Here is a 17,347-nt window from a genome sequence, read left to right on the forward strand (position 1 = left end):
CTTCCTCGACAGCAGGTATCACCTGCCTCAATTCCATCAGGGGGCATGACCATGAGCGACGACCTGGCTGCCGACAACGAGGCGCAGATCCGGCAACAGATCGAAGCCTGGGCCGCGGCGGTGCGACGCAAGGACATGGCCGCGATCCTTCGAGACCACGCCGACGACTTCGTCATGTTCGACGTGCCGCCGCCGCTTCTATGCAGGGGTATCGAAGCCTACCGGGCAACCTGGCCGTTGTTCTTCGATGCTTCACCCAGGCCGCCCGTCTTCGACATTCGCGAGCTCGACATCACGGCAGGCACCGACGTCGCTTTCGCCGTTGCCCTGATGCGTTGTGTCGTCGTCGAGAACGGGCAAGCCAGCGACCTGGATTTCCGGCTGACCATCGGTTTGCGCAAGGCCGGAGACCGATGGCTTTTCATGCACGAGCATCATTCGATCCCGGCTGCCGGCTAGGGCGACGCGGACTATCGCGTGCGTACGGCCAGTTGCCCGGGCGTCCTGCCGACGAAGCGCTGCAGCGATCGCGTCATATGCGCCTGATCGGAATAGCCGGCGATGTCGACGGTATCGAGGATCGACACCCCTGCCGACAGCAGTTCGACCGTGCGCTCCGCCCGCTCGATCTGGCGCACCGTGCCATAGGTCAGTCCGGTTGCACGCAGGAAGCGCCGCTGCACCGACCGTTCGGTGACGGCGACCGGCTTGCGCAGCATCGTCTGCTGCACGACCGGATCGCGGACCAGCGCACCCTCGCGCACGAGATGTTCGACGAAATCGAAGGCATTGTCGAAGTTCGGGATTTCCCAGCTTCTTCCTGCGAAGGCGACCTTGCTGGCCGAAACGGCGTCCAGTTCCCGCCCGACATTGACCAGTGCGTCGAGCGCGACTGCGGGCATGAATGCGCCGAGCTTGAACTCGATGCCAATGAATTCCGCATCCTGCGGTATGCCAGTCACGCTCGTCGTCGTCTCCGGTCCACGCACGACCGTCATCGGCCGGCCGTTCGCAGGTTTGACGACGACGATCTGCCAGTGAGGCAACGCCACCGACAGCATGTTCTCTTCGGGCACGCTCCATGTCCGCCAGATCCGTTCGACGAACTCCGACGGCTCCGTGCGGCTTTCAACCGAGAAGATCCTGGTTGCCCACTCCATCGGCTGAACCTACTCCGTCCGCCGACAGGCTGCAAAGAGTGCACCCAGCTCGCCGGGCGGGGAGACCTCGCTGTCGCTTTCTTTCAAGACCCGGCCCCCAGGTCATCGTAGCTCTTGCCCACATCCAACAGGAGACGATCATGACCAACAAGATCATCACGACCCAATACATTTCCGTCGACGGCGTCATCCAGGATCCCGTCGGCATGGAAGGCTCAGGCCTTGGCGACTGGACCGGCCCCTTCAGCCGCGGACCCAAGGGGGACCGGTTCAAACATCAGGAGCTGATGGATGCCGAAGCGCTGATCCTGGGCCGCGTGACCTATGACGGCTTTGCGGCGGTCTGGCCAACGGTCAACGATCCCGAAGGCTTCGCCGCGCGCATCAACGCCATGCCCAAGTTCGTGGCCAGCACGACGCTGAAAACCGCCGGCTGGAACAATTCCACGCTGATCGCCGGCGATCTCATCGAGGCGGCGAAATCCATCAAGACCGAGGCGAAGGGTGACATCCTGATCTACGGGAGCGCCTCGATCGTCCATCATCTGGCCCCTCATGGCCTGATCGACGAATACCGCCTGATGGTGTACCCGACCGTCCTCGGGCGCGGCATCCGCCTGTTTCCCGAAAACCACGCGCAGAGGCTGGCGCTGGTCGAGAACGAACAGTTCGGCGACGGCATCACCCTGCTGCGATACGTCAACGCGTAGCTCACCGCCTCGACAAGACCCGGGAAACGGCGCCGCGCGATCATGGACCATGATCGCGCTGGTTCCGATATGTATGGAGTACGATCAGGCCATGGTGAGATCGCCGGCAAGTGCCGATGCGGCCAAGCCGGCGATGAAATGAGGCAGATCGGAAACCGCAATCGACAGGACAGGCTCGTCAATGCCCGGCAGAGCCGATACGGCAGGATCAGATCAGAGGAAAGCTGGCGCACCCGACAGGATTCGAACCTGTGACCCCTGCCTTCGGAGCAATTTAGCCTGTCTATCCTAAATGCACGACAGGGCACGCTACAATGCGATATCTATCTGAAACGCCTAGACAATTCGGATTTTCATGCCGAACTGTCTATCCAGAATTTCGCTCTGATATCCATCCGGTTGCTTCCGTGGTGCTTCCGCGGAAACAGCCCCTCATCAGCGAGGGGAACCCCTCATGGCAAAGCTGACCAAACGAATCGTGGACGCTGCCGATGTTCGCGAGAAGGACTATTTCGTCTGGGACGACGAACTGCCCGGCTTCGGTCTCCGCGTGTTCGCGTCCGGCAAGCGCAGCTATCTCATTCAATATCGCGCCGCCGGACGCACGCGACGCTATACCATCGGTCTGCATGGCGTATGGACGCCGGAGACAGCCCGGCAGGAGGCGAAAGTCCAGCTGGGGCGCGTCGCGCGCGGCGACAACCCTTCCGAAGAACGCCAGCTCGATCACAAGGCCATCACTGTCAAGGAGCTTTGCGCTCTCTACACCGCTGACCTGAACGCCGGCCTCATCTTGGGCAAAGGCGGGCGGCCGAAAAAGCCGACCACCATCGTCACCGACACTGGTCGCATCGAGCGGCACATCATTCCACTGATCGGTGCGCGCCGGGTCAAGGATCTCACCAAGGCCGACATCAACAAGGTCTTGAAGGACATCATGGCCGGCAAGACACGCGTCGCCGTCAAGACGAAGAAGTTGCGCGGCAAGGCCATCGTGCGCGGCGGCGCGGGCACGGCGACTCGAACGGTCGGTCTGCTTGGCGGCATCCTCACCTATGCCGTGGACGCCGGCATCATCGAGAGCAATCCAGCGCACGGCATCAAGAAGCCCAAGGACAATGTCCGGAATCGCCGGCTGACAGAGGCGGAGTACCGCACCCTAGGCGAGATGCTCGTGAAGGCCGCAGAAAACGAAAAGTATGCAATGACGGTCGAGATTATTCGGCAGATCGCGCTCACCGGCTGCCGCCGCTCGGAAATGATTTCGCTAATGTGGATCGAGGCCGATACCGATGCGAGTTGCATGCGCCTTGTGGACAGCAAGGAAGGCGAGTCCATTCGCCCCATCGGGCTTCCCGTCGTCGATTTCCTGGAGGAGCGCCGCAAGACCGCCACGGGCACCTATGTCTTCCCCGGCCAGGGCGAGGACAATGCCTTCGGCAGCTTCCCAAACCATTGGGAACAGATATTCAAAGACAGCCCGCTCGCCGACGTCACGCCGCACGTCCTGCGTCACAGCTTTGCCAGCATCGCCAACGACCTCGGCTTCACCGAGATGACGATCGCGGCGCTGGTCGGCCACTCCAAGGGCTCGGTGACGAGCAAATATATTCACACGCTCGACACCGCCCTAATCATGGCCGCCGATACGATCTCCGGCTACATCCAAGGGCTGCTCGAGGGGATCGAATTCAAGCAGACGGCCTACGCACTGGATCGTGACTCTCGCCGAGCTGCGCTCGACCTCTTCCTGACCAAAGCGGTGGGAGAGCCGGCGAACGAAGCCGAAGAGCCGCGGCTTGCCGCCTAATCTACTGATGGTGTTAAGGAGCCAAAGTCCGTCGGGGCTTAGCGTATCGGTGAGCACTTCATTGCCGGACGCGATGCAGTCGAAAAAGCTTTTCGAAGAAATCGGCGATCTTCGGTTCAGCGCCATCGCCGACTAGTTCATTCGCTCCAAACCGGTAGACCTCATATCCGGCAAGGCGCAACTCACGGTCAGCCGACACCATGTCTGCATAGACCTTCAGTGACGGATGGTCGTTCTCCGAGAAGTGGTGCTTTCCATCGACCTCCAGCACGATGCGTTGTCGCCCAGGGAGAAGCAGCAGAAAATCCATGCGCTGACGTGGAAGAGGCAGACGATGACGTAGGGTTTTCACGACGGCTGGGTCATAGTGAAGATAGACCTGCGGCAGGAGGGCCGGCAGAGCCTCGCCCAAGACTGATCGATAGGTCTTGAAGTATGTGGCGAAGAGCTTGCGTTCGGCGTCCGAGGCCAAGGATTCTTGGAGGCGCGCTCCGAGATTTGCTGCATTGGTTCCTGGTGTGAAATCGCTCCACCAAGCGACAAGTTCGGACCAGAGAAGGCCGTTCGAGCCGATCGGCCGGTCGTAGACCAGGCAGCTCTCTTCGCCTGATAGAATCACGATGTCGTTGTTGATCGCGTCGGCGAAGCCGATCTCCGGCTTCGGTCCTCGCGAGGCAAAGATCAAGTTCTTGGGGCGACCACCGACTCCGCGCACCAGAGGGCGGAAGCCGAAGATCGGGTGACCAGAAAGTTCGCCTTCCTGCGCCAGCTCGTAGTCGTCGCGTGCAAGGATGTTGTTCAGGGCGGCGACCATCTGCGCCTGCTCGTCTCCCGACCTGGAAAGGGGGTGAACGGCTTCTTCGAGCAATGCACCAAACCTGGCTCTGGAGCAGTCGAATGCGCCGATTTCACCAAACAGATATTCCACCGACCAGTCGCCGGGATTGCGATCCATATGCTGAGCGATCTGATCGCGTAGGCTGCGACCGCTGCTTCCGAGGAAGCCTTCAAGCGGCGTGGAGAGAGGGAAATAGCGTCCGACCATCTCCACCGTGCTGCGCTCGCCGGCGAGGTCATCTCCGAAGGCACGCGCGACATCTCGTCGTGTGATGTGGGTCAGAGGCGGGTCGTTTGCCTCGATGACCTTACGGCTCGCTTCGTCGAGGGCGATGTCGCCACGATGAGCGGCGAACTTAAGCGCAAAACGCGCCAGTTCCTCTCGTGTAAGGTTCGCTAGCGTCAGGTCGATGCGCTGCCGCTTTGAGAGACCCTCCGCGTTAGGCACGACCAATCCCGCGATCCGCTGCGGCTCCTCACTCAGCTGGGAGTGGGTCATCGCCTGCAGAAATCCGGCGAGAAGCCCATGAAGGTCATCTGCCACGGCCTGTTTCCTTCTCCGCCGACATGACGGCAGCGAGCAAGTCGTGGCAGGTCACGCACGCTCCCTTCGCGATGGGCGCGCGTTTCTGGTCGCCAATCCAAGCGTGGAGCAAGGCTATGGTCTCCCTTTACGCATCGGCTGTCGGCCAGCGCAGCTTTCCGCGGCCGACACGCAAGGCTTCCACTAGCCTCGTGTCGCCCGGCAAACGGCCTGAAAAGAGGCTGGGCTTGGGATCGACAGCCGGCTTCTTGAACGCGGCGACTCGCTGATAGTCGGGCGTGGCCAGCCAAGTCCGCCCATCGCCCTCGTCAGTGACGATCCGATAAAGGCCAGCACGTGGGGCGGCCGCGCTATCGAGCAGGCGCTTGTAATGTTCGACAGACCACTTCTGGATGCCGCCGCTGAGGGCTTCGGTTCGGAACCGCGCCCAGAGCGCGGCCGTGTCGGGCGTCGGCCAGTCGCCGGCGTCCGTGTAGGCTGTGATCTCGTCGGATTCGAGCCAGGCCCGCATCTCGGCGGGTGTGACGAAGACTGGCTCGGCATCCTCGATCGCCGCCATGGCCGCGCGCCGTGACGGAAGGCCCGCGCGGATTAGCATCGACATCATGAATTGCGGGACGCCGGTTTCGACCGCCGCTGCGGCGCCGCCCGCCACCTTCTCCGGCGACCAGCCGAGGGACATGCGGCGGGTACGGATAGCTTCCAACGCCCAGACCAAGCGATAGGTGAAAGCCTCTTCGACCGCCCGCATGTTCTGCGGTCCGATCTTGGCGACATCATCGCCAGACACCCAACTCCGCAGGATGGCCTTCCAATTCGCCGGCAGCGCATTGGCCTTGTCGGGAATGAAGGGCCGCATGAACAGTAGACGCTCACCGAGACCGCCGAGCGCATCGACAAGCACGTCGATGTCGCCGCTCAAAGCCGCTTCGTCTGCCCGGTCGATGAGTTCGGCCAGCTCGTCGGCCATGGCGTCGATGGTGAGGCCAGCTTCAAGCCCGACACCCATGGCGAAATGTCCGCGTCGTGCCTGCGCCGTGGTGGTCTTCCAGATGAGATCGGCGCGCGCCTCGAACACCTTCCTGTGCAACGGGGCGACGTCCTCGTCCTCGCGGGCGATCTGGCGCGCCCAGAGCGATCCCTTGAGCGCCTCGTCCAAGAGCTTCGGCAGGTCGGCGCGATCGGAATCGAGTGCTTCGATCAGACCGAACACGGTCGCATCGAGTCGTTCGACGATTTGCGAAAGCGGCTCCTCGTCAACGGTCTCCTCTTCGTCATCACCGCCGCCTTCATCGTCGTCGCCATCAGCGTCGTACTCCGCACCGGCCGCCAGGCGCTCGGCGACCGCGGCTTCCTCCTCGGGCGATCGCCAGGCTTCGCGGGCATTGGCGAGATATTCCCAAGCGTCGTCGCGATCCAGGACACCTTCACGGGACAGGCGCTCAAGGATCTCGGCGACAATCTGGATGAGGCCGCTCTTCAGCGTGCGGGCCTTGGCGGAGGCGACCAGCTTTCGCCACTCCTTCTTTCGCCAGTCAATCTTGTCGAACATGACGTGGACGATGAGGCCTTCGACGTCCACGAAGGCGCGCCCGGCGCGGCCGGCGACGTTCGCGAACTCCTCGCCTTTGATCTTCTCGGACGCCCGATACAGCGCTGGCACCAACAGGACCGCGGCGTTGAGGTTGAGGCCCTGCGATAGCGTCGGCGACGCGACGATGACTTTCAGGATACCCTCGGACAACAGGGCTTCCAGCTCGCGCAGAAACGGGCTCGGCAGCCGGCCGTGGTGGATGGCAACGCCCGCCTTCAGGCAGGCAACGGCGGGATGGTCTTCGCCCAGCCATTCCTTTCCAACCTCCAGAGCGCGGGCGATCGACGCCTCATCCTCCAGCAGCGAGTCCAGATAGCCGCGCTTGCAAAGGTCCACGACTTGTTTGCCGTAGCTCTCGACCCAATTCGCCTGCGTGGAAAAGATCAGGGTCCGCTTGCCCTGGCCGGCGAATTCCCATGCCGCGAACATGGCGAGGTGCGAGTTCTTGCGCGGATAGGGCTTCTTCTCTTTCCCACGCGCCGGTTTCTGCACGACGAATTTGTCGAGGAACGGGCCATCGTCGTCGAGGTCGAGCCGAAGCAGCGCGTCCTTGCCCCGCCAGGTGAGTACGCCGAACCGCTGCCGCGTAGGGCGCCAGTCGGAACGCACTGGCTCGCCCGGCTCGTCGGAGCGTATCCATGCGGTGAGATCGTCGAGTTCGTCGCCGCTAGGCAGAATCGCGGAGAGGCAGACAATCCGGCGTTCGCCCGCGTCCGCGCGCCGAAGCAGGCGTTGCACCAGCGTCTCGTACCGGATTTCGCGCTCTGTCGGGCCGATCATGTGGCCTTCGTCGAGGACGATCAGGCCGACATCATCGATCAGTGACGGGTCGCTTCTTAGCGCGAAGTCGAGCTTCTCGGGCGTCGCGATGATGATTTCGCGGGAGCGCAAGGCGTCTTCATCGCCGGCCGAAAGGCCGCTGGCGCCGTAAAGCGAGGAGACGCTGAAGCCGAGGGGCGCGAAGGTCTTTCTGAAAGATCGCTCAGTCTGCGCCGACAAGGCGCGCAGCGGCGTGACGATCAACACCCGGCGCGCCGATGACAGGGTCATCAGTGCGGCGATCTCAGCCACCCGCGTCTTGCCGGCGCTGGTTGGCAAAGCGACGACCAGATCGTCAGTGACATCTGTTGAACGCTGGGCCGCTTCGCGCTGCGATGGCCATAGCTCCACCTCGGACGTCTTGCGGGCGTAAAGCGACGAGATGAACAGTCGGCGTAGGTCCGGGTATTTTTCCTCCGTCCCCTCTGGCGGCTCGGTCGGCAGATTCTGGTGCAGCGAATGCTGCCAAAGATCGTCGATCAGATGGCGGCAGAGGTTCGATATCCACCACAGCGGAACATTTTCCGCGTTGTCTGACAGGCTGACCGCGGTGGCGAGTAACGCCCGTGCGGTCTCGATCGGCTCGGGTTCGCCCGTCTCGAGTGCGAAATCAAAATGCGCCAGAGCCCGGCAGATCGTCGTGTTGAGGATGGTCGACAGCGCCTCATCGATGTCGCGGTCTTCGCCCATCAGCACCTCGCCGATCTGCTCATCGCCGTGCGCCTCGTCGTCCAACCATTCGCGAACGAAGCCGCGCAACTGGCCGAGATCGCGTAGGATAAGGTGCCGGATCGCCGTTTCGCCCGGCGAAGCATTGAGATCGTCCGCAACCTCGTTAAAGAGCGAATAGGCGACGGCCGAAAAGCCGGCCAGGTGGTAAGCCGCAGCGGCGATCGTGCGGCGGAAACCGCGATCAGCCGACTCCGGATCGCCATTGCGCACCAAGGCTTCGAAGGCATTGGCGGCGCGCTCGAACGCCTTGCTGGTCAGATCCGACGCACCGGCCTGAGCGCGCAGTGCCATCGCTCCCCGAAGCAAGGCGAAGCCGTGCTCGGCAAGATCGGTTTCGATCGTCGCGCCGAGAGGCGGTGCATTCGCCGGCAGCACGCCTTCCTCGCGCATCAGCGACCAGGCGGCGCCACGATAGAGCAGGCGTCCGAGGATGCCGTCGACGGTCGCGGCAGTCAGGAACGCGGTCAGTTCGTCAATTGTCTCCAAGGTCTTCCGCCTCCTGGTACATGGCCGCGATGAAGTCCTGGTGATCTTCGACGTGGATGTTCACGACGTAGTGGTCACGATTGGTCCCCGTGGCGTCGAGGTCCTCCTTGAGCGAAGCATGCGGACCGTTGCCCGACACTGTGAAGAGCATATGGTCGATGCGATCGGCGCGAAGGGATTTTAGGCCCACCTCGTCACGGAGGCTGCGGCCCAGCGTGTTGTCGTCGGGGTCGTTGCTTTCCAACAGGCGGTTGGCGACGAACAGCAGGGAATCGGGCGTGCAGCGGCCATTGTCGCGGTCGAGCACTTTGCGGGCGCTCGTGACCGTGGCCTTGCCGAGTACCTTATTGCTCTTAGCTTCGCCTTTCAGGAGCCAGAGCTTCTCATCGGCCCCCCCGTAACCGGCGCCGATGAAGTCGTCGCCGCGCATGGCCATGTTGCGGCCGTCCTTGTAGCGGAGGCGGCGCACTGGGACGCGCAGGCCGATCTCTTCCTCGACTAACTCGGTAGCGAGAATCTCGCCGAGATCACCGGAGCGGCCGCTGGGCGTCTGGGGCATGGCCTCGCTGAGGATCTTGGCGGCGACCTTGTATCCGAGCCGAGCCACGTCCTCGGCGATGCGTTCGAGCCGGTCGTAATGTGAGCGGATCGTCTCGGTGAGGTCTTCGCGAATCTCGTCGCGGCCGCCATCCTTCTCGATATAAGTCCAGTAGCGTTTGCGCTTGTCTTTTCTTTGGTGGCGTCGCACCACCTCTCATACAATCCCACGCCGTCCCCCCGCTACCATCATTGCGCTGCACAGTTCGATCAGTTGGTGATCTCTGCGCATGCGCTCAATTCCACAGACACGACAGTGGCGCCGCCGCCAGCCGGTCGCCGAACGGCACGACGTCTGCGCTGTCATAAAGGACGACACCGAAGGCAAAGCGATCCCCGCACGCCTCGGCCAGTGCCCGAAGGCCGGCGAAGTCGCCGGCCTTTACCGTGGCGCTCGCCTTCACCTCGATCCCGACGATCATGCCCTCATCGCGCTCAAGTACGATATCCACCTCGCGCATGTCCCGGTCCCGGAAATGATGCGGCGTCAGTCGCAGATCCGAGGCGCTCATCAGCTTCAGCACTTCCGAGAAGACGAAGCTTTCCAAGAGCGCGCCGAATGTGCTGCGATCGGCCTTCACCCTGTCGAAGGTGAGCCCGCGCACGGTCGCCAACAAGCCGGAGTCGAGAAAGTGCAGCTTGGGCGTCTTGACGATGCGCTTCAGCGCGTTGGTGAACCACGGCTGCACTGTCGTGATCAGGAACACCTGTTCGAGCAGTCCGACATAACGCTGCCCCGTCTTGTGGGTGACGTTGATGCCGGCGGCGAACTGCGAATAATTGACCAACTGTCCCGAGTGCTCGGCCAGTAGCCGCACGAACTTCGGAAGCTCGGTCAGTTTCTCCACGTCGGCGATGTCGCGCAGATCGCGCGTCAGGATCGACGTGAGATAGGAGCGTAACCAGTCCTGTCGCCGTCGCTCATTGTCGCGACTGATCGCCTCCGGAAACCCTCCGACCAGGACGAGTTGAACCAGATCGTCACCGACGATCGCGTCCCGCTGGCTTTGGGGCTTTCCCTCGAAAAGGCGCTCGAGGAAAGTCGGCGTCCGGCCTTCGATCTCGGCCCTGGCCAGCGGCAGCATCTGGATGGTCTCCATCCGTCCGGCCAGGCTGTCGGCGATCCGCGGCAGGGTCAGCACGTTTGCCGATCCCGTCAGCAGGAATCGTCCAGGCCGATAGTCCTCGTCGATCGTCTTCTTGATCGCCAGCAGCAGGTCGGGCGCGCGCTGGATCTCGTCGATGATGGCCTGGTCCGTTCCCCTGATGAAGCCGGCCGGATCGGATTGGGCCGCCGCGAGAACCGTCTGATCGTCCAGCGTGATATAGGTTCGGCCGGCGTCGCCCATCTTGCGGACGAGCGTGGTCTTGCCCGCCCGTCGCGGCCCCACGATGAGGACCACCGGGGTATCCGAAAGGGCTTCTTCCGCCCGTCGCTCTACAAACCGTCCGAACATACCAGCTCCGAATCCAGCTAATCGGGATTATTGGGCCCGGCTGTTTGGGAGTCAATGATCCGCTAATTGGGAGTGATTGGACCGCAATCTGGGAGGCTTGAAGGGGAAGGCCTTCCCCTGCGGCCGAGCCCAAGGTCTCGGCCGACCCCTTCAGCGGGGAGACCCCGCAACGCCCCCTGTAGAGTGAGAGTGCGGACGGGTTTTCCGTGACGGGTTGAGGACCGGAAGAGAGTCTTCCGGCGCCCGTCGCGGAGAACCGCGATGTCCAGATATGACCGCACCCCTCGCACCGGCGCCGACCGGGCGAACCTCTATGACGAAATCACCGACAAGATCATTGCCGAGCTGGAAGCCGGCCGCGTGCCGTGGGTCCAGCCCTCGGGCACCTCGGCGGCGAAGGCTCCGCTCGGCTTGCCGCGAAACGCCGCGACCTCGCGCAGCTATAGCGGCATCAACGTCCTGATCCTCTGGGGCGCCGTCATCGAACATGGTTTCCCCGGCCAGGGCTGGCTCACCTTTCGCCAAGCGCTGTCGCTCGGCGGCCATGTCCGCAAGGGCGAACGCGGCACCACCGTCGTCTATGCCGACCGCTTCACGCCGGAGGACGAGAAGCGCCGCGCCTTCAAGGCCGGCGAGGAAGCGCAGGCGATTCCGTTCCTGAAACGCTTCACGGTCTTCAATACAACGCAATGCGACGGTCTGCCCGAAGACATCGAGGCGGCCGCACCACCGCCGCCGCCCGGCATGATCGAGCCCCAGGTCGAGGCGCTCATCAAGGCGACTAGCATCGACTTCCGCATCGGCGGCAACAGGGCGTTCTACGTGCCGTCGCTCGACTATGTGCAGGTGCCGCCGCCGGCCGCCTATTTCGAGCCAATCAACTGGCATCGGACGGCGCTCCATGAACTCGGTCACGCCAGCGGCGCAGCGCACCGGCTGAACCGAAACCTCTCCGGCTCCTTCGGCTCGAAGCTCTATTCGGTCGAGGAAATCACGGCCGAGCTGATCTCGGCCTTTTGCTGCGCCTCGCTCGGAATCGTCCCGACCGTGCGCCATGCTGATTATATTGGCTCCTGGCTGGATGTGCTGCGCGAGGACAATCGCGCCATCGTCCGCGCTGCCTCGCAGGCCAGCAAGGCGGCGGACTGGCTGCTGTCCTTCCAACCGGACGCCGAGCATCTTCCCGACACCGGCGATATGCGGAGGGCCGCCTGATGCGTTTCCGCCGCTGGCATCGCCCCGAACCCTACCTGGACACCTCGCGCAAGCGCGCGGCGTTCCATCGCAAGCAGCGTCTCGAACGCGAGGCCCTGCCGCTCTTTGCCGATGACATCGCCGCCATGCAGCATGGCGTCGATGAGGAAATGGCTCGCCGCGCCATCTGGTGGGACGAGTACGAACGCGACCGTCGCGATCAGCGCGCGGCCTGGTGGCGGAAAGGCCGTGCCCGGCTCTTTGCGCTGCCCAATCCGCTGCGCGCCCGCGTCCGCGAGATCTGGCGGACCTGCCCATATCCCGCCGATCCGGCGAGCTTCGCCGATTTCCTGCATCAGATCGCGGTCGGCAAGCTTGATCCCTACCGGCCTCCATGGGTCTTTCATCAGGAGTGTTCGGCTCGCATCACCCGCAATCCGTCGAGCTTCCACGACGCCTTCCGCCAGATCGGCAAGCGCAAGGTCGCGGGTGGCCCGAACAGGCTCGACAGCGACGAGCGGCTGTTCTGCGGCAATCTCGGTTCGGGCATCCTGTTCCTCAACGAGCGGGTGCGTCCCATCGACCAAGGCGCGGGTTTCTACGCCGCGTCCGACCATCGCCTCCGCGATTCCCATCTTCATCACGCCGATCATCGCGTTGAAATTGAGGTGCGCGGGCAATGTTCGGATGCCGATGTGGCGTTGATCGAGCGGCTCGCGCGGACCGCCGAGACGCGGCCCGTCACCGTCCAGCGAATCGTCCCCGTCACTATCGCCGGAGGTGTCCGGCCATGAGCAGGCCCGGATCAGGTCACAACGGCGGGCCGCCGCTCGACCCGCCCGTTCGCCATGAGCGCGGCCAGTGCAAGAACTGCATCCACTGGCACGCGCCGCCGGAGAACGAACAGCGTGCCTACGAGATGTTCCGGCTCGGCCTTTCGCGAAAGCGCGTCAAGCGGCCGTCCGGCACATGCGACCGTGTGCTTCTTGATGGCCGATCCTCCACCGCCTTCTCGGCGACGACCGCCGAGTTCGGTTGCCTCAATTTCGAGCCGAAACCCCGACCGCCGCGCCCTGTCGGCGCGGCTTCGTCACGATCTGGCGGAACGGCCGGATCGCCTGGCAGGGACCGGAGGAGAAGACGCCTTCGCGTTATCTTCAGGAAACGCTCGATCTCGAAGGCGGCGAGACCCCGGAAACCGAAGGAGCATGAGGCGCAGCCGTGGCGCTCTGCCGGTTGGTGTCCCGGCAGCCACACCGCCGATAGAGGGAGAGAGGGGATGAGGATTTCATGACGGGTTAGGATCGAGAGAGAGGCTCTCGGCGCCCGTCGTGGAGTAAAGACCATGGCTAAAGCTGCCCGCAAGAAGAACCCTGCCGTCGCGATGATCGAGTTTTCGCGCACGCGCGACATTCCGTTCAACCGCATCAGGTTGTCGGACAGCAATGTCCGCGAGATCGACGTCGAACAGGGCCTCGATGAGCTGACCCAGGACATCGACCGCCGCGAAGACCTCGTGATGGGCCTCAATGTCCGCGCCATCCTCGATGATGCCGGCGCCGAGACCGGCGATTTCGAGACCCCGGCCGGCGGCCGGCGCTACCGTGCTATCGCCCGCCTGGTCGTGGCGGGTCGTTTCCCGGCTGACGGTCTCGTTCCCTGCCTCGTCAAGAAGGCCAATGCAAAGACCTCGGCCGTCGACGATTCCTACGCCGAGAACGTCATCCGGCTGGCGCTGCATCCGCTCGACCAGTTCAAGGCGTTCAAGCGCATGGTCGAAGGCGGCATGTCGAAGGAGGAAGTCGCCGACGCCTATCGCACCACGCCGCGCTATATCGCCCAGCGTCTGCGCCTTGCCCGCGTCGCGCCGTCCCTCATGGACGCCTATGCGCGCGCCGAGATGACGCTGGCGATGCTGGAGGCGTTCACCGTCAACCCGGATTATGCCCGTCAGGAGCAGGTCTGGGAGGCGATCCAGCGTTCTCACAACCGCCAGCCCTGGTATGCTCGCGATCTGCTGACCGAGACGACGGTGCCGACCGATGACAAGCGCGCGCAGTTCATCGGCATCGAAGCCTATGAACAGGCCGGCGGCGTGATGCTGCGCGATCTCTTCTCCGACGAGGACGAAGGCTGGCTGGAAAATCCCGAGCTGCTCGACCGGCTGGTCTCCGACAAGCTGAAGGGCATCGCCGATGAAGTCGCGGCCGAGGGCTGGAAGTGGATCGAGGTCGATACCGATCTGCCCTACGGCCATGATCGCGGCCTTCGCGTCCTGACCGCCACGTTCCCCGATCTGACCGAGGAGGAGCGCGCCACCCGCGAGACGCTGCGCGAGGAATATGAGCGGCTCGAGGCGGAACATGCCGATTACGATGAGCTGCCCGACGAGATCGACGCGCGCCTCGGCAAGATCGAGGCCGCGCTGAGCGCCTTCGAGAAACGTCCGGCGATCTATGACGCTGCCGAGATCGCCCGCGCGGGCGTCTTCATCAGCATCGACCGTGCCGGCGAGCTTGTCGTTGCCCGCGGCTATGTCCGTCCCGAGGATGAAGCGCCCGTCGCCGTCGACGGCGAGGAGGATGCCGGCGATGGCGAGTCCGAAGGCAGCGTGGTCGCGGCCCAGCCCGGCGTCCAGCGGGCCGTCATCACCATCGGCGGCGAGCCGGTCGATGCGGAGGACGACGAGGATGACGGCATCAAGCCGCTTCCCGAAAGGCTGGTGATCGAACTCACCGCGCATCGCACGCTCGCGCTCCACGATGCGCTCGCCAACAACCCGCATGTCGCGATGACGGCGCTCCTGCACCGCCTTGTCATGCAGCGTTATCACTATTCGGCGCCGACCGGCTGCATGGAGATCTCCGTGCGCCTGCAGCATTTCGGTGTGCAGGGCAGCGATCTCAGCGACACGCCCTCGGCCAAGGCCATCGACGACCGCTTCGCCGCCTGGAAGGCCGACGTTCCTTCCGACGAAGGTGCGCTCTGGGACTGGATCGCCGCGCTCGACGAGGCGAGCCGGATGGCGCTGCTGGCTCATTGCGTCAGCTATGGCGTCAACGCCCTCCACGAGCGGCCGAACCCCCACAGCGGTTCCGGCGTCTCGCAGTTCGGCCTTGATCGTCGCCTCTCCGGTGCCGATCGCATCGCCCGTGCCACCGGCTTCGACATGGTGGCCGATGGCGGCTGGAGGCCGACGGTCGACAACTATCTCGGCCGCGTCACCAAGCCCCGCATCCTCGAAGCTGTCCGCGAAGGTGCGGGCGAGCGCGCCGCTCAGCTCATCAGCCATCTGAAGAAGGGCGACATGGCGAAGGAAGCCGAGCGCCTGCTTGCCGAGACCGGCTGGCTGCCCGAGCCGCTGCGCCTGGCCGAACTCGACGGTGACGCCGCGGACACCGGCGATGCCGGTGACGGCGAGGTCCTGCCGGACTTCCTGGCAGGCGATGGCGACGAGGACGAAGCCACCGAAACCGAAGACGAGCACGCCGTTCTCGTCGCGGCCGAATGATCGAAACATGCGCCCCATCATCCGGTGGGGCGCATTTTTCATGCTCGCCACGGCCGCCTTCCAGGAGTGGAGAGAGGCAGAGGCCGGACGGCCTGGCCGTGACGGGTTACGAGGTGGAGGAGAGTCTTCCGCCGCCTGTCGCGGAGTAGACCCATGACTCTTTCCCGCCAATCCCGCGTCGCCCCGATCGGCGCCATTCTCGCCCGCCACGTCCTCCCGACCCTGCAGCGCGCACAGAAATTGCCGTTGCGGATCTCCTGCATAGGCACCGCCAGCTATGACGGCATCGATGAAGCCGGTGGTGTCGACCATATCGTCGTCATCGGCGAATGCCCGTCGCCCGAAGAGGCCATGTCCGTCGCCAGCAGCCGCATCGCAGGCGGCGACGTCCGCATCGGGACCGACGACATGCCGCGCTTCCGCCCGCGCATCGTGGTCATTCAGGACTGCGATCAGGGCCTGGTTCTCGCCGGAACGATCCGGGCCGGTCTGATCCTCTGGCAGCAGCCGGTCGCATCCGACTCCGAGGCACGCCAGATCGTGACCGAGGCCAGCAAGCTGCGCGGCGCGGCCTTCGCCGCAGCCGGTCGCGGCGAGCATGGCCCGGCTCGCGACTATCGCTACCGCGCGAGCCAGCTTGAGGCGCGGCTGGTCGATGCACTCTGGCGCGAAACGGCCGTCGAACTTCTGCGATTGCCGCTCGCCGCCTGACTTTCCGCCACGCTGTTTCATCCATTCGACCCGGCCATGCGCCGGGTTTCGTCGTTTCAGGAGCCTGTCATGGCCGATTATTTCACCCACTTTTCTTGCCTGCTCGACGTCGGCACGCCCGACAATGCCGCTCGCACGCTCGATCTCTACAACACGCTCGCCGCAGAGAACGCCGCCGAAGACCCACCATCGGAAGGCTTCCTCCTGTCGATCGTACCCGAGCATGGCGGCACGCAACTCTGGATGCGCGATGACACCACCGGCGATCCCGCGCATGTCGTCCAGTTTGTCCAGCGGTGCGCGGAGGCGTTCAGCCTCTCCGGTCGCTGGGGCTTCCAATATGCCAACAGCTGCTCGAAGCCGCGCCTCGACGGCTTCGGCGGCGGCGCGCATGTCCTCGATCTCGCCACCGGCGAGACCATCGCCTGGACCTATACGGACGGCTGGCTTGCCCGAGTTCTCGACGGAGGCGATCCCGATGCCTGAGATCATCGAAACAACCGTCTATCGGCTCGACGAGCTTTCCGACGCCGCCAAGGACAACGCCCGCGCCTGGTATCGCGAAGGCGGCTTCGACTACGACTGGTATGATTCCGTCTTCGAGGATTTCCAGCGCATCGCGGCAATCCTCGGCATCTGCCTCAAAACCCGGCCCGTTCGCCTCATGGGCGGCGGCACCCGGCAGGAGCCGCAGATTTCATTCACCGGCTTCTGGTCGCAGGGCGACGGCGCCAGCTATCAGGCGTTCTACGCCTTTCGGAAAAACGCCACCCGCGCAATTCGTAGCTACGCGCCGAAGGACACGCGCCTGCACGAGATCGCCGATGATCTGCTCGCGATCCAGCGCCGCAACTTCTATCAGCTCCACGCCGATGTCAGCCATCGCGGCCGCTATAGCCATGAATATTGCATGGCGATCTCGGTCGAGCGCGATAGCCCGACCTGGCAGGACATGACCGCCGATGCCGAGGATGCCGTGATCGAGGCGCTGCGCGATCTCGCCCGCTGGCTCTACCGGCAGCTCGAACGAGAATACGAATACCTCAGTTCGGACGCGGCCGTAGACGAGACGATCGCCGCCAACCAATACACGTTCACCGCAACCGGACGTCGGTTCGGCTGACCTTCGACAAGCGCCCCGCCGCACGGCCGGGCGCTTGTTTCATGTCGGCTATCGCCATGGCG

General features: G+C 63.9%; 14 protein-coding genes and 1 pseudogene. 10 read left to right on the forward strand and 5 right to left on the reverse strand.

Annotation, left to right across the window (positions count from 1 at the left end; translation table 11 throughout):
• Positions 1-51: 51 nt before the first annotated feature.
• Positions 52-459: a nuclear transport factor 2 family protein gene (locus tag ACFJIU_RS23720; RefSeq protein WP_379064145.1), complete on the forward strand. Its 408-nt coding sequence runs from the start codon at positions 52-54 to the stop codon at positions 457-459.
• An 11-nt stretch (positions 460-470) separates the two neighbouring features.
• On the opposite strand, the gene ACFJIU_RS23725 is transcribed toward ACFJIU_RS23720, so the two are convergent.
• A complete protein-coding gene (locus tag ACFJIU_RS23725; protein ID WP_379064147.1) occupies positions 471-1,160 on the reverse strand; it encodes a helix-turn-helix domain-containing protein in 690 nt (229 codons plus the stop codon).
• 140 nt (positions 1,161-1,300) lie between these two features.
• Between ACFJIU_RS23725 and ACFJIU_RS23730 the strand changes: the two genes are divergently transcribed.
• The gene (locus tag ACFJIU_RS23730; protein ID WP_379064149.1) at positions 1,301-1,870 is read left to right on the forward strand and encodes a dihydrofolate reductase family protein; all 570 of its coding nucleotides are present in this window, start codon (positions 1,301-1,303) and stop codon (positions 1,868-1,870) included.
• Positions 1,871-2,324: 454 nt separating this feature from the next.
• Positions 2,325-3,680 (forward strand): tyrosine-type recombinase/integrase, encoded by a 1,356-nt coding sequence (locus ACFJIU_RS23735; protein WP_379064151.1) that lies wholly within the window; start codon positions 2,325-2,327, stop codon positions 3,678-3,680.
• A gap of 58 nt (positions 3,681-3,738) precedes the next feature.
• On the opposite strand, the gene ACFJIU_RS23740 is transcribed toward ACFJIU_RS23735, so the two are convergent.
• From ACFJIU_RS23740 to ACFJIU_RS23755, 4 genes and pseudogenes are all read right to left on the reverse strand, one after another.
• Positions 3,739-5,061 (reverse strand): hypothetical protein, encoded by a 1,323-nt coding sequence (locus ACFJIU_RS23740; RefSeq protein ID WP_379064153.1) that lies wholly within the window; start codon positions 5,059-5,061, stop codon positions 3,739-3,741.
• Positions 5,062-5,188: 127 nt separating this feature from the next.
• The gene (locus ACFJIU_RS23745) at positions 5,189-8,692 is read right to left on the reverse strand and encodes a DEAD/DEAH box helicase (protein ID WP_379064155.1); all 3,504 of its coding nucleotides are present in this window, start codon (positions 8,690-8,692) and stop codon (positions 5,189-5,191) included.
• A pseudogene (locus ACFJIU_RS23750) lies at positions 8,679-9,460 on the reverse strand (DUF1837 domain-containing protein). Before ACFJIU_RS23750 ends, ACFJIU_RS23745 begins: the two are co-directional and overlap by 14 nt.
• Before the next feature lie 65 nt (positions 9,461-9,525).
• Positions 9,526-10,746 (reverse strand): ATP-binding protein, encoded by a 1,221-nt coding sequence (locus tag ACFJIU_RS23755; RefSeq protein ID WP_379064157.1) that lies wholly within the window; start codon positions 10,744-10,746, stop codon positions 9,526-9,528.
• Between the two features lie 261 nt (positions 10,747-11,007).
• On the opposite strand from ACFJIU_RS23755, the gene ACFJIU_RS23760 reads away from it, so the two are divergent.
• The 7 genes from ACFJIU_RS23760 to ACFJIU_RS23790 all read left to right on the forward strand — a co-directional run bounded on the left by ACFJIU_RS23760 (position 11,008) and on the right by ACFJIU_RS23790 (position 17,285).
• Entirely contained in the window at positions 11,008-11,961 is a 954-nt protein-coding gene (locus ACFJIU_RS23760; RefSeq protein WP_379064159.1) for an ArdC family protein, read from the forward strand.
• Complete coding sequence (locus ACFJIU_RS23765) at positions 11,961-12,734, forward strand: hypothetical protein (RefSeq protein WP_379064161.1); 774 nt, start codon at positions 11,961-11,963, stop codon at positions 12,732-12,734. The genes ACFJIU_RS23760 and ACFJIU_RS23765 overlap by 1 nt, the downstream gene beginning before the upstream one ends.
• 241 nt (positions 12,735-12,975) lie before the next feature.
• Positions 12,976-13,152 (forward strand): hypothetical protein, encoded by a 177-nt coding sequence (locus tag ACFJIU_RS23770; protein ID WP_379064163.1) that lies wholly within the window; start codon positions 12,976-12,978, stop codon positions 13,150-13,152.
• Positions 13,153-13,285: 133 nt separating this feature from the next.
• Positions 13,286-15,451, forward strand: a complete 2,166-nt coding sequence (locus ACFJIU_RS23775; protein ID WP_379064165.1) for a chromosome partitioning protein ParB — start codon at positions 13,286-13,288, stop codon at positions 15,449-15,451.
• Positions 15,452-15,604: 153 nt separating this feature from the next.
• On the forward strand, positions 15,605-16,162 hold the full coding sequence (locus ACFJIU_RS23780) for a hypothetical protein (RefSeq protein WP_379064166.1): 558 nt from the start codon (positions 15,605-15,607) through the stop codon (positions 16,160-16,162).
• A 69-nt stretch (positions 16,163-16,231) separates the two neighbouring features.
• On the forward strand, positions 16,232-16,648 hold the full coding sequence (locus tag ACFJIU_RS23785; RefSeq protein ID WP_379064168.1) for a hypothetical protein: 417 nt from the start codon (positions 16,232-16,234) through the stop codon (positions 16,646-16,648).
• The gene (locus ACFJIU_RS23790) at positions 16,641-17,285 is read left to right on the forward strand and encodes an antitoxin of toxin-antitoxin stability system (protein ID WP_379064170.1); all 645 of its coding nucleotides are present in this window, start codon (positions 16,641-16,643) and stop codon (positions 17,283-17,285) included. The genes ACFJIU_RS23785 and ACFJIU_RS23790 overlap by 8 nt, the downstream gene beginning before the upstream one ends.
• Positions 17,286-17,347 lie beyond the last annotated feature (62 nt).

It is taken from the genome of Mesorhizobium sp. UC74_2 (assembly GCF_042701485.1).
GTDB lineage: Bacteria > Pseudomonadota > Alphaproteobacteria > Rhizobiales > Rhizobiaceae > Mesorhizobium.

Excerpts from the sequence above, each read along its gene's own strand:
- ACFJIU_RS23720 (WP_379064145.1), top strand. The coding sequence starts at position 52 with ATGAGCGACGACCTGGCTGCCGACAACGAGGCGCAGATCCGGCAACAG.
- ACFJIU_RS23725 (WP_379064147.1), bottom strand. The coding sequence starts at position 1,160 with ATGGAGTGGGCAACCAGGATCTTCTCGGTTGAAAGCCGCACGGAGCCG.
- ACFJIU_RS23730 (WP_379064149.1), top strand. The coding sequence starts at position 1,301 with ATGACCAACAAGATCATCACGACCCAATACATTTCCGTCGACGGCGTC.
- ACFJIU_RS23735 (WP_379064151.1), top strand. The coding sequence starts at position 2,325 with ATGGCAAAGCTGACCAAACGAATCGTGGACGCTGCCGATGTTCGCGAG.
- ACFJIU_RS23755 (WP_379064157.1), bottom strand. The coding sequence starts at position 10,746 with ATGTTCGGACGGTTTGTAGAGCGACGGGCGGAAGAAGCCCTTTCGGAT.
- ACFJIU_RS23760 (WP_379064159.1), top strand. The coding sequence starts at position 11,008 with ATGTCCAGATATGACCGCACCCCTCGCACCGGCGCCGACCGGGCGAAC.
- ACFJIU_RS23765 (WP_379064161.1), top strand. The coding sequence starts at position 11,961 with ATGCGTTTCCGCCGCTGGCATCGCCCCGAACCCTACCTGGACACCTCG.
- ACFJIU_RS23775 (WP_379064165.1), top strand. The coding sequence starts at position 13,286 with ATGGCTAAAGCTGCCCGCAAGAAGAACCCTGCCGTCGCGATGATCGAG.
- ACFJIU_RS23780 (WP_379064166.1), top strand. The coding sequence starts at position 15,605 with ATGACTCTTTCCCGCCAATCCCGCGTCGCCCCGATCGGCGCCATTCTC.
- ACFJIU_RS23785 (WP_379064168.1), top strand. The coding sequence starts at position 16,232 with ATGGCCGATTATTTCACCCACTTTTCTTGCCTGCTCGACGTCGGCACG.
- ACFJIU_RS23790 (WP_379064170.1), top strand. The coding sequence starts at position 16,641 with ATGCCTGAGATCATCGAAACAACCGTCTATCGGCTCGACGAGCTTTCC.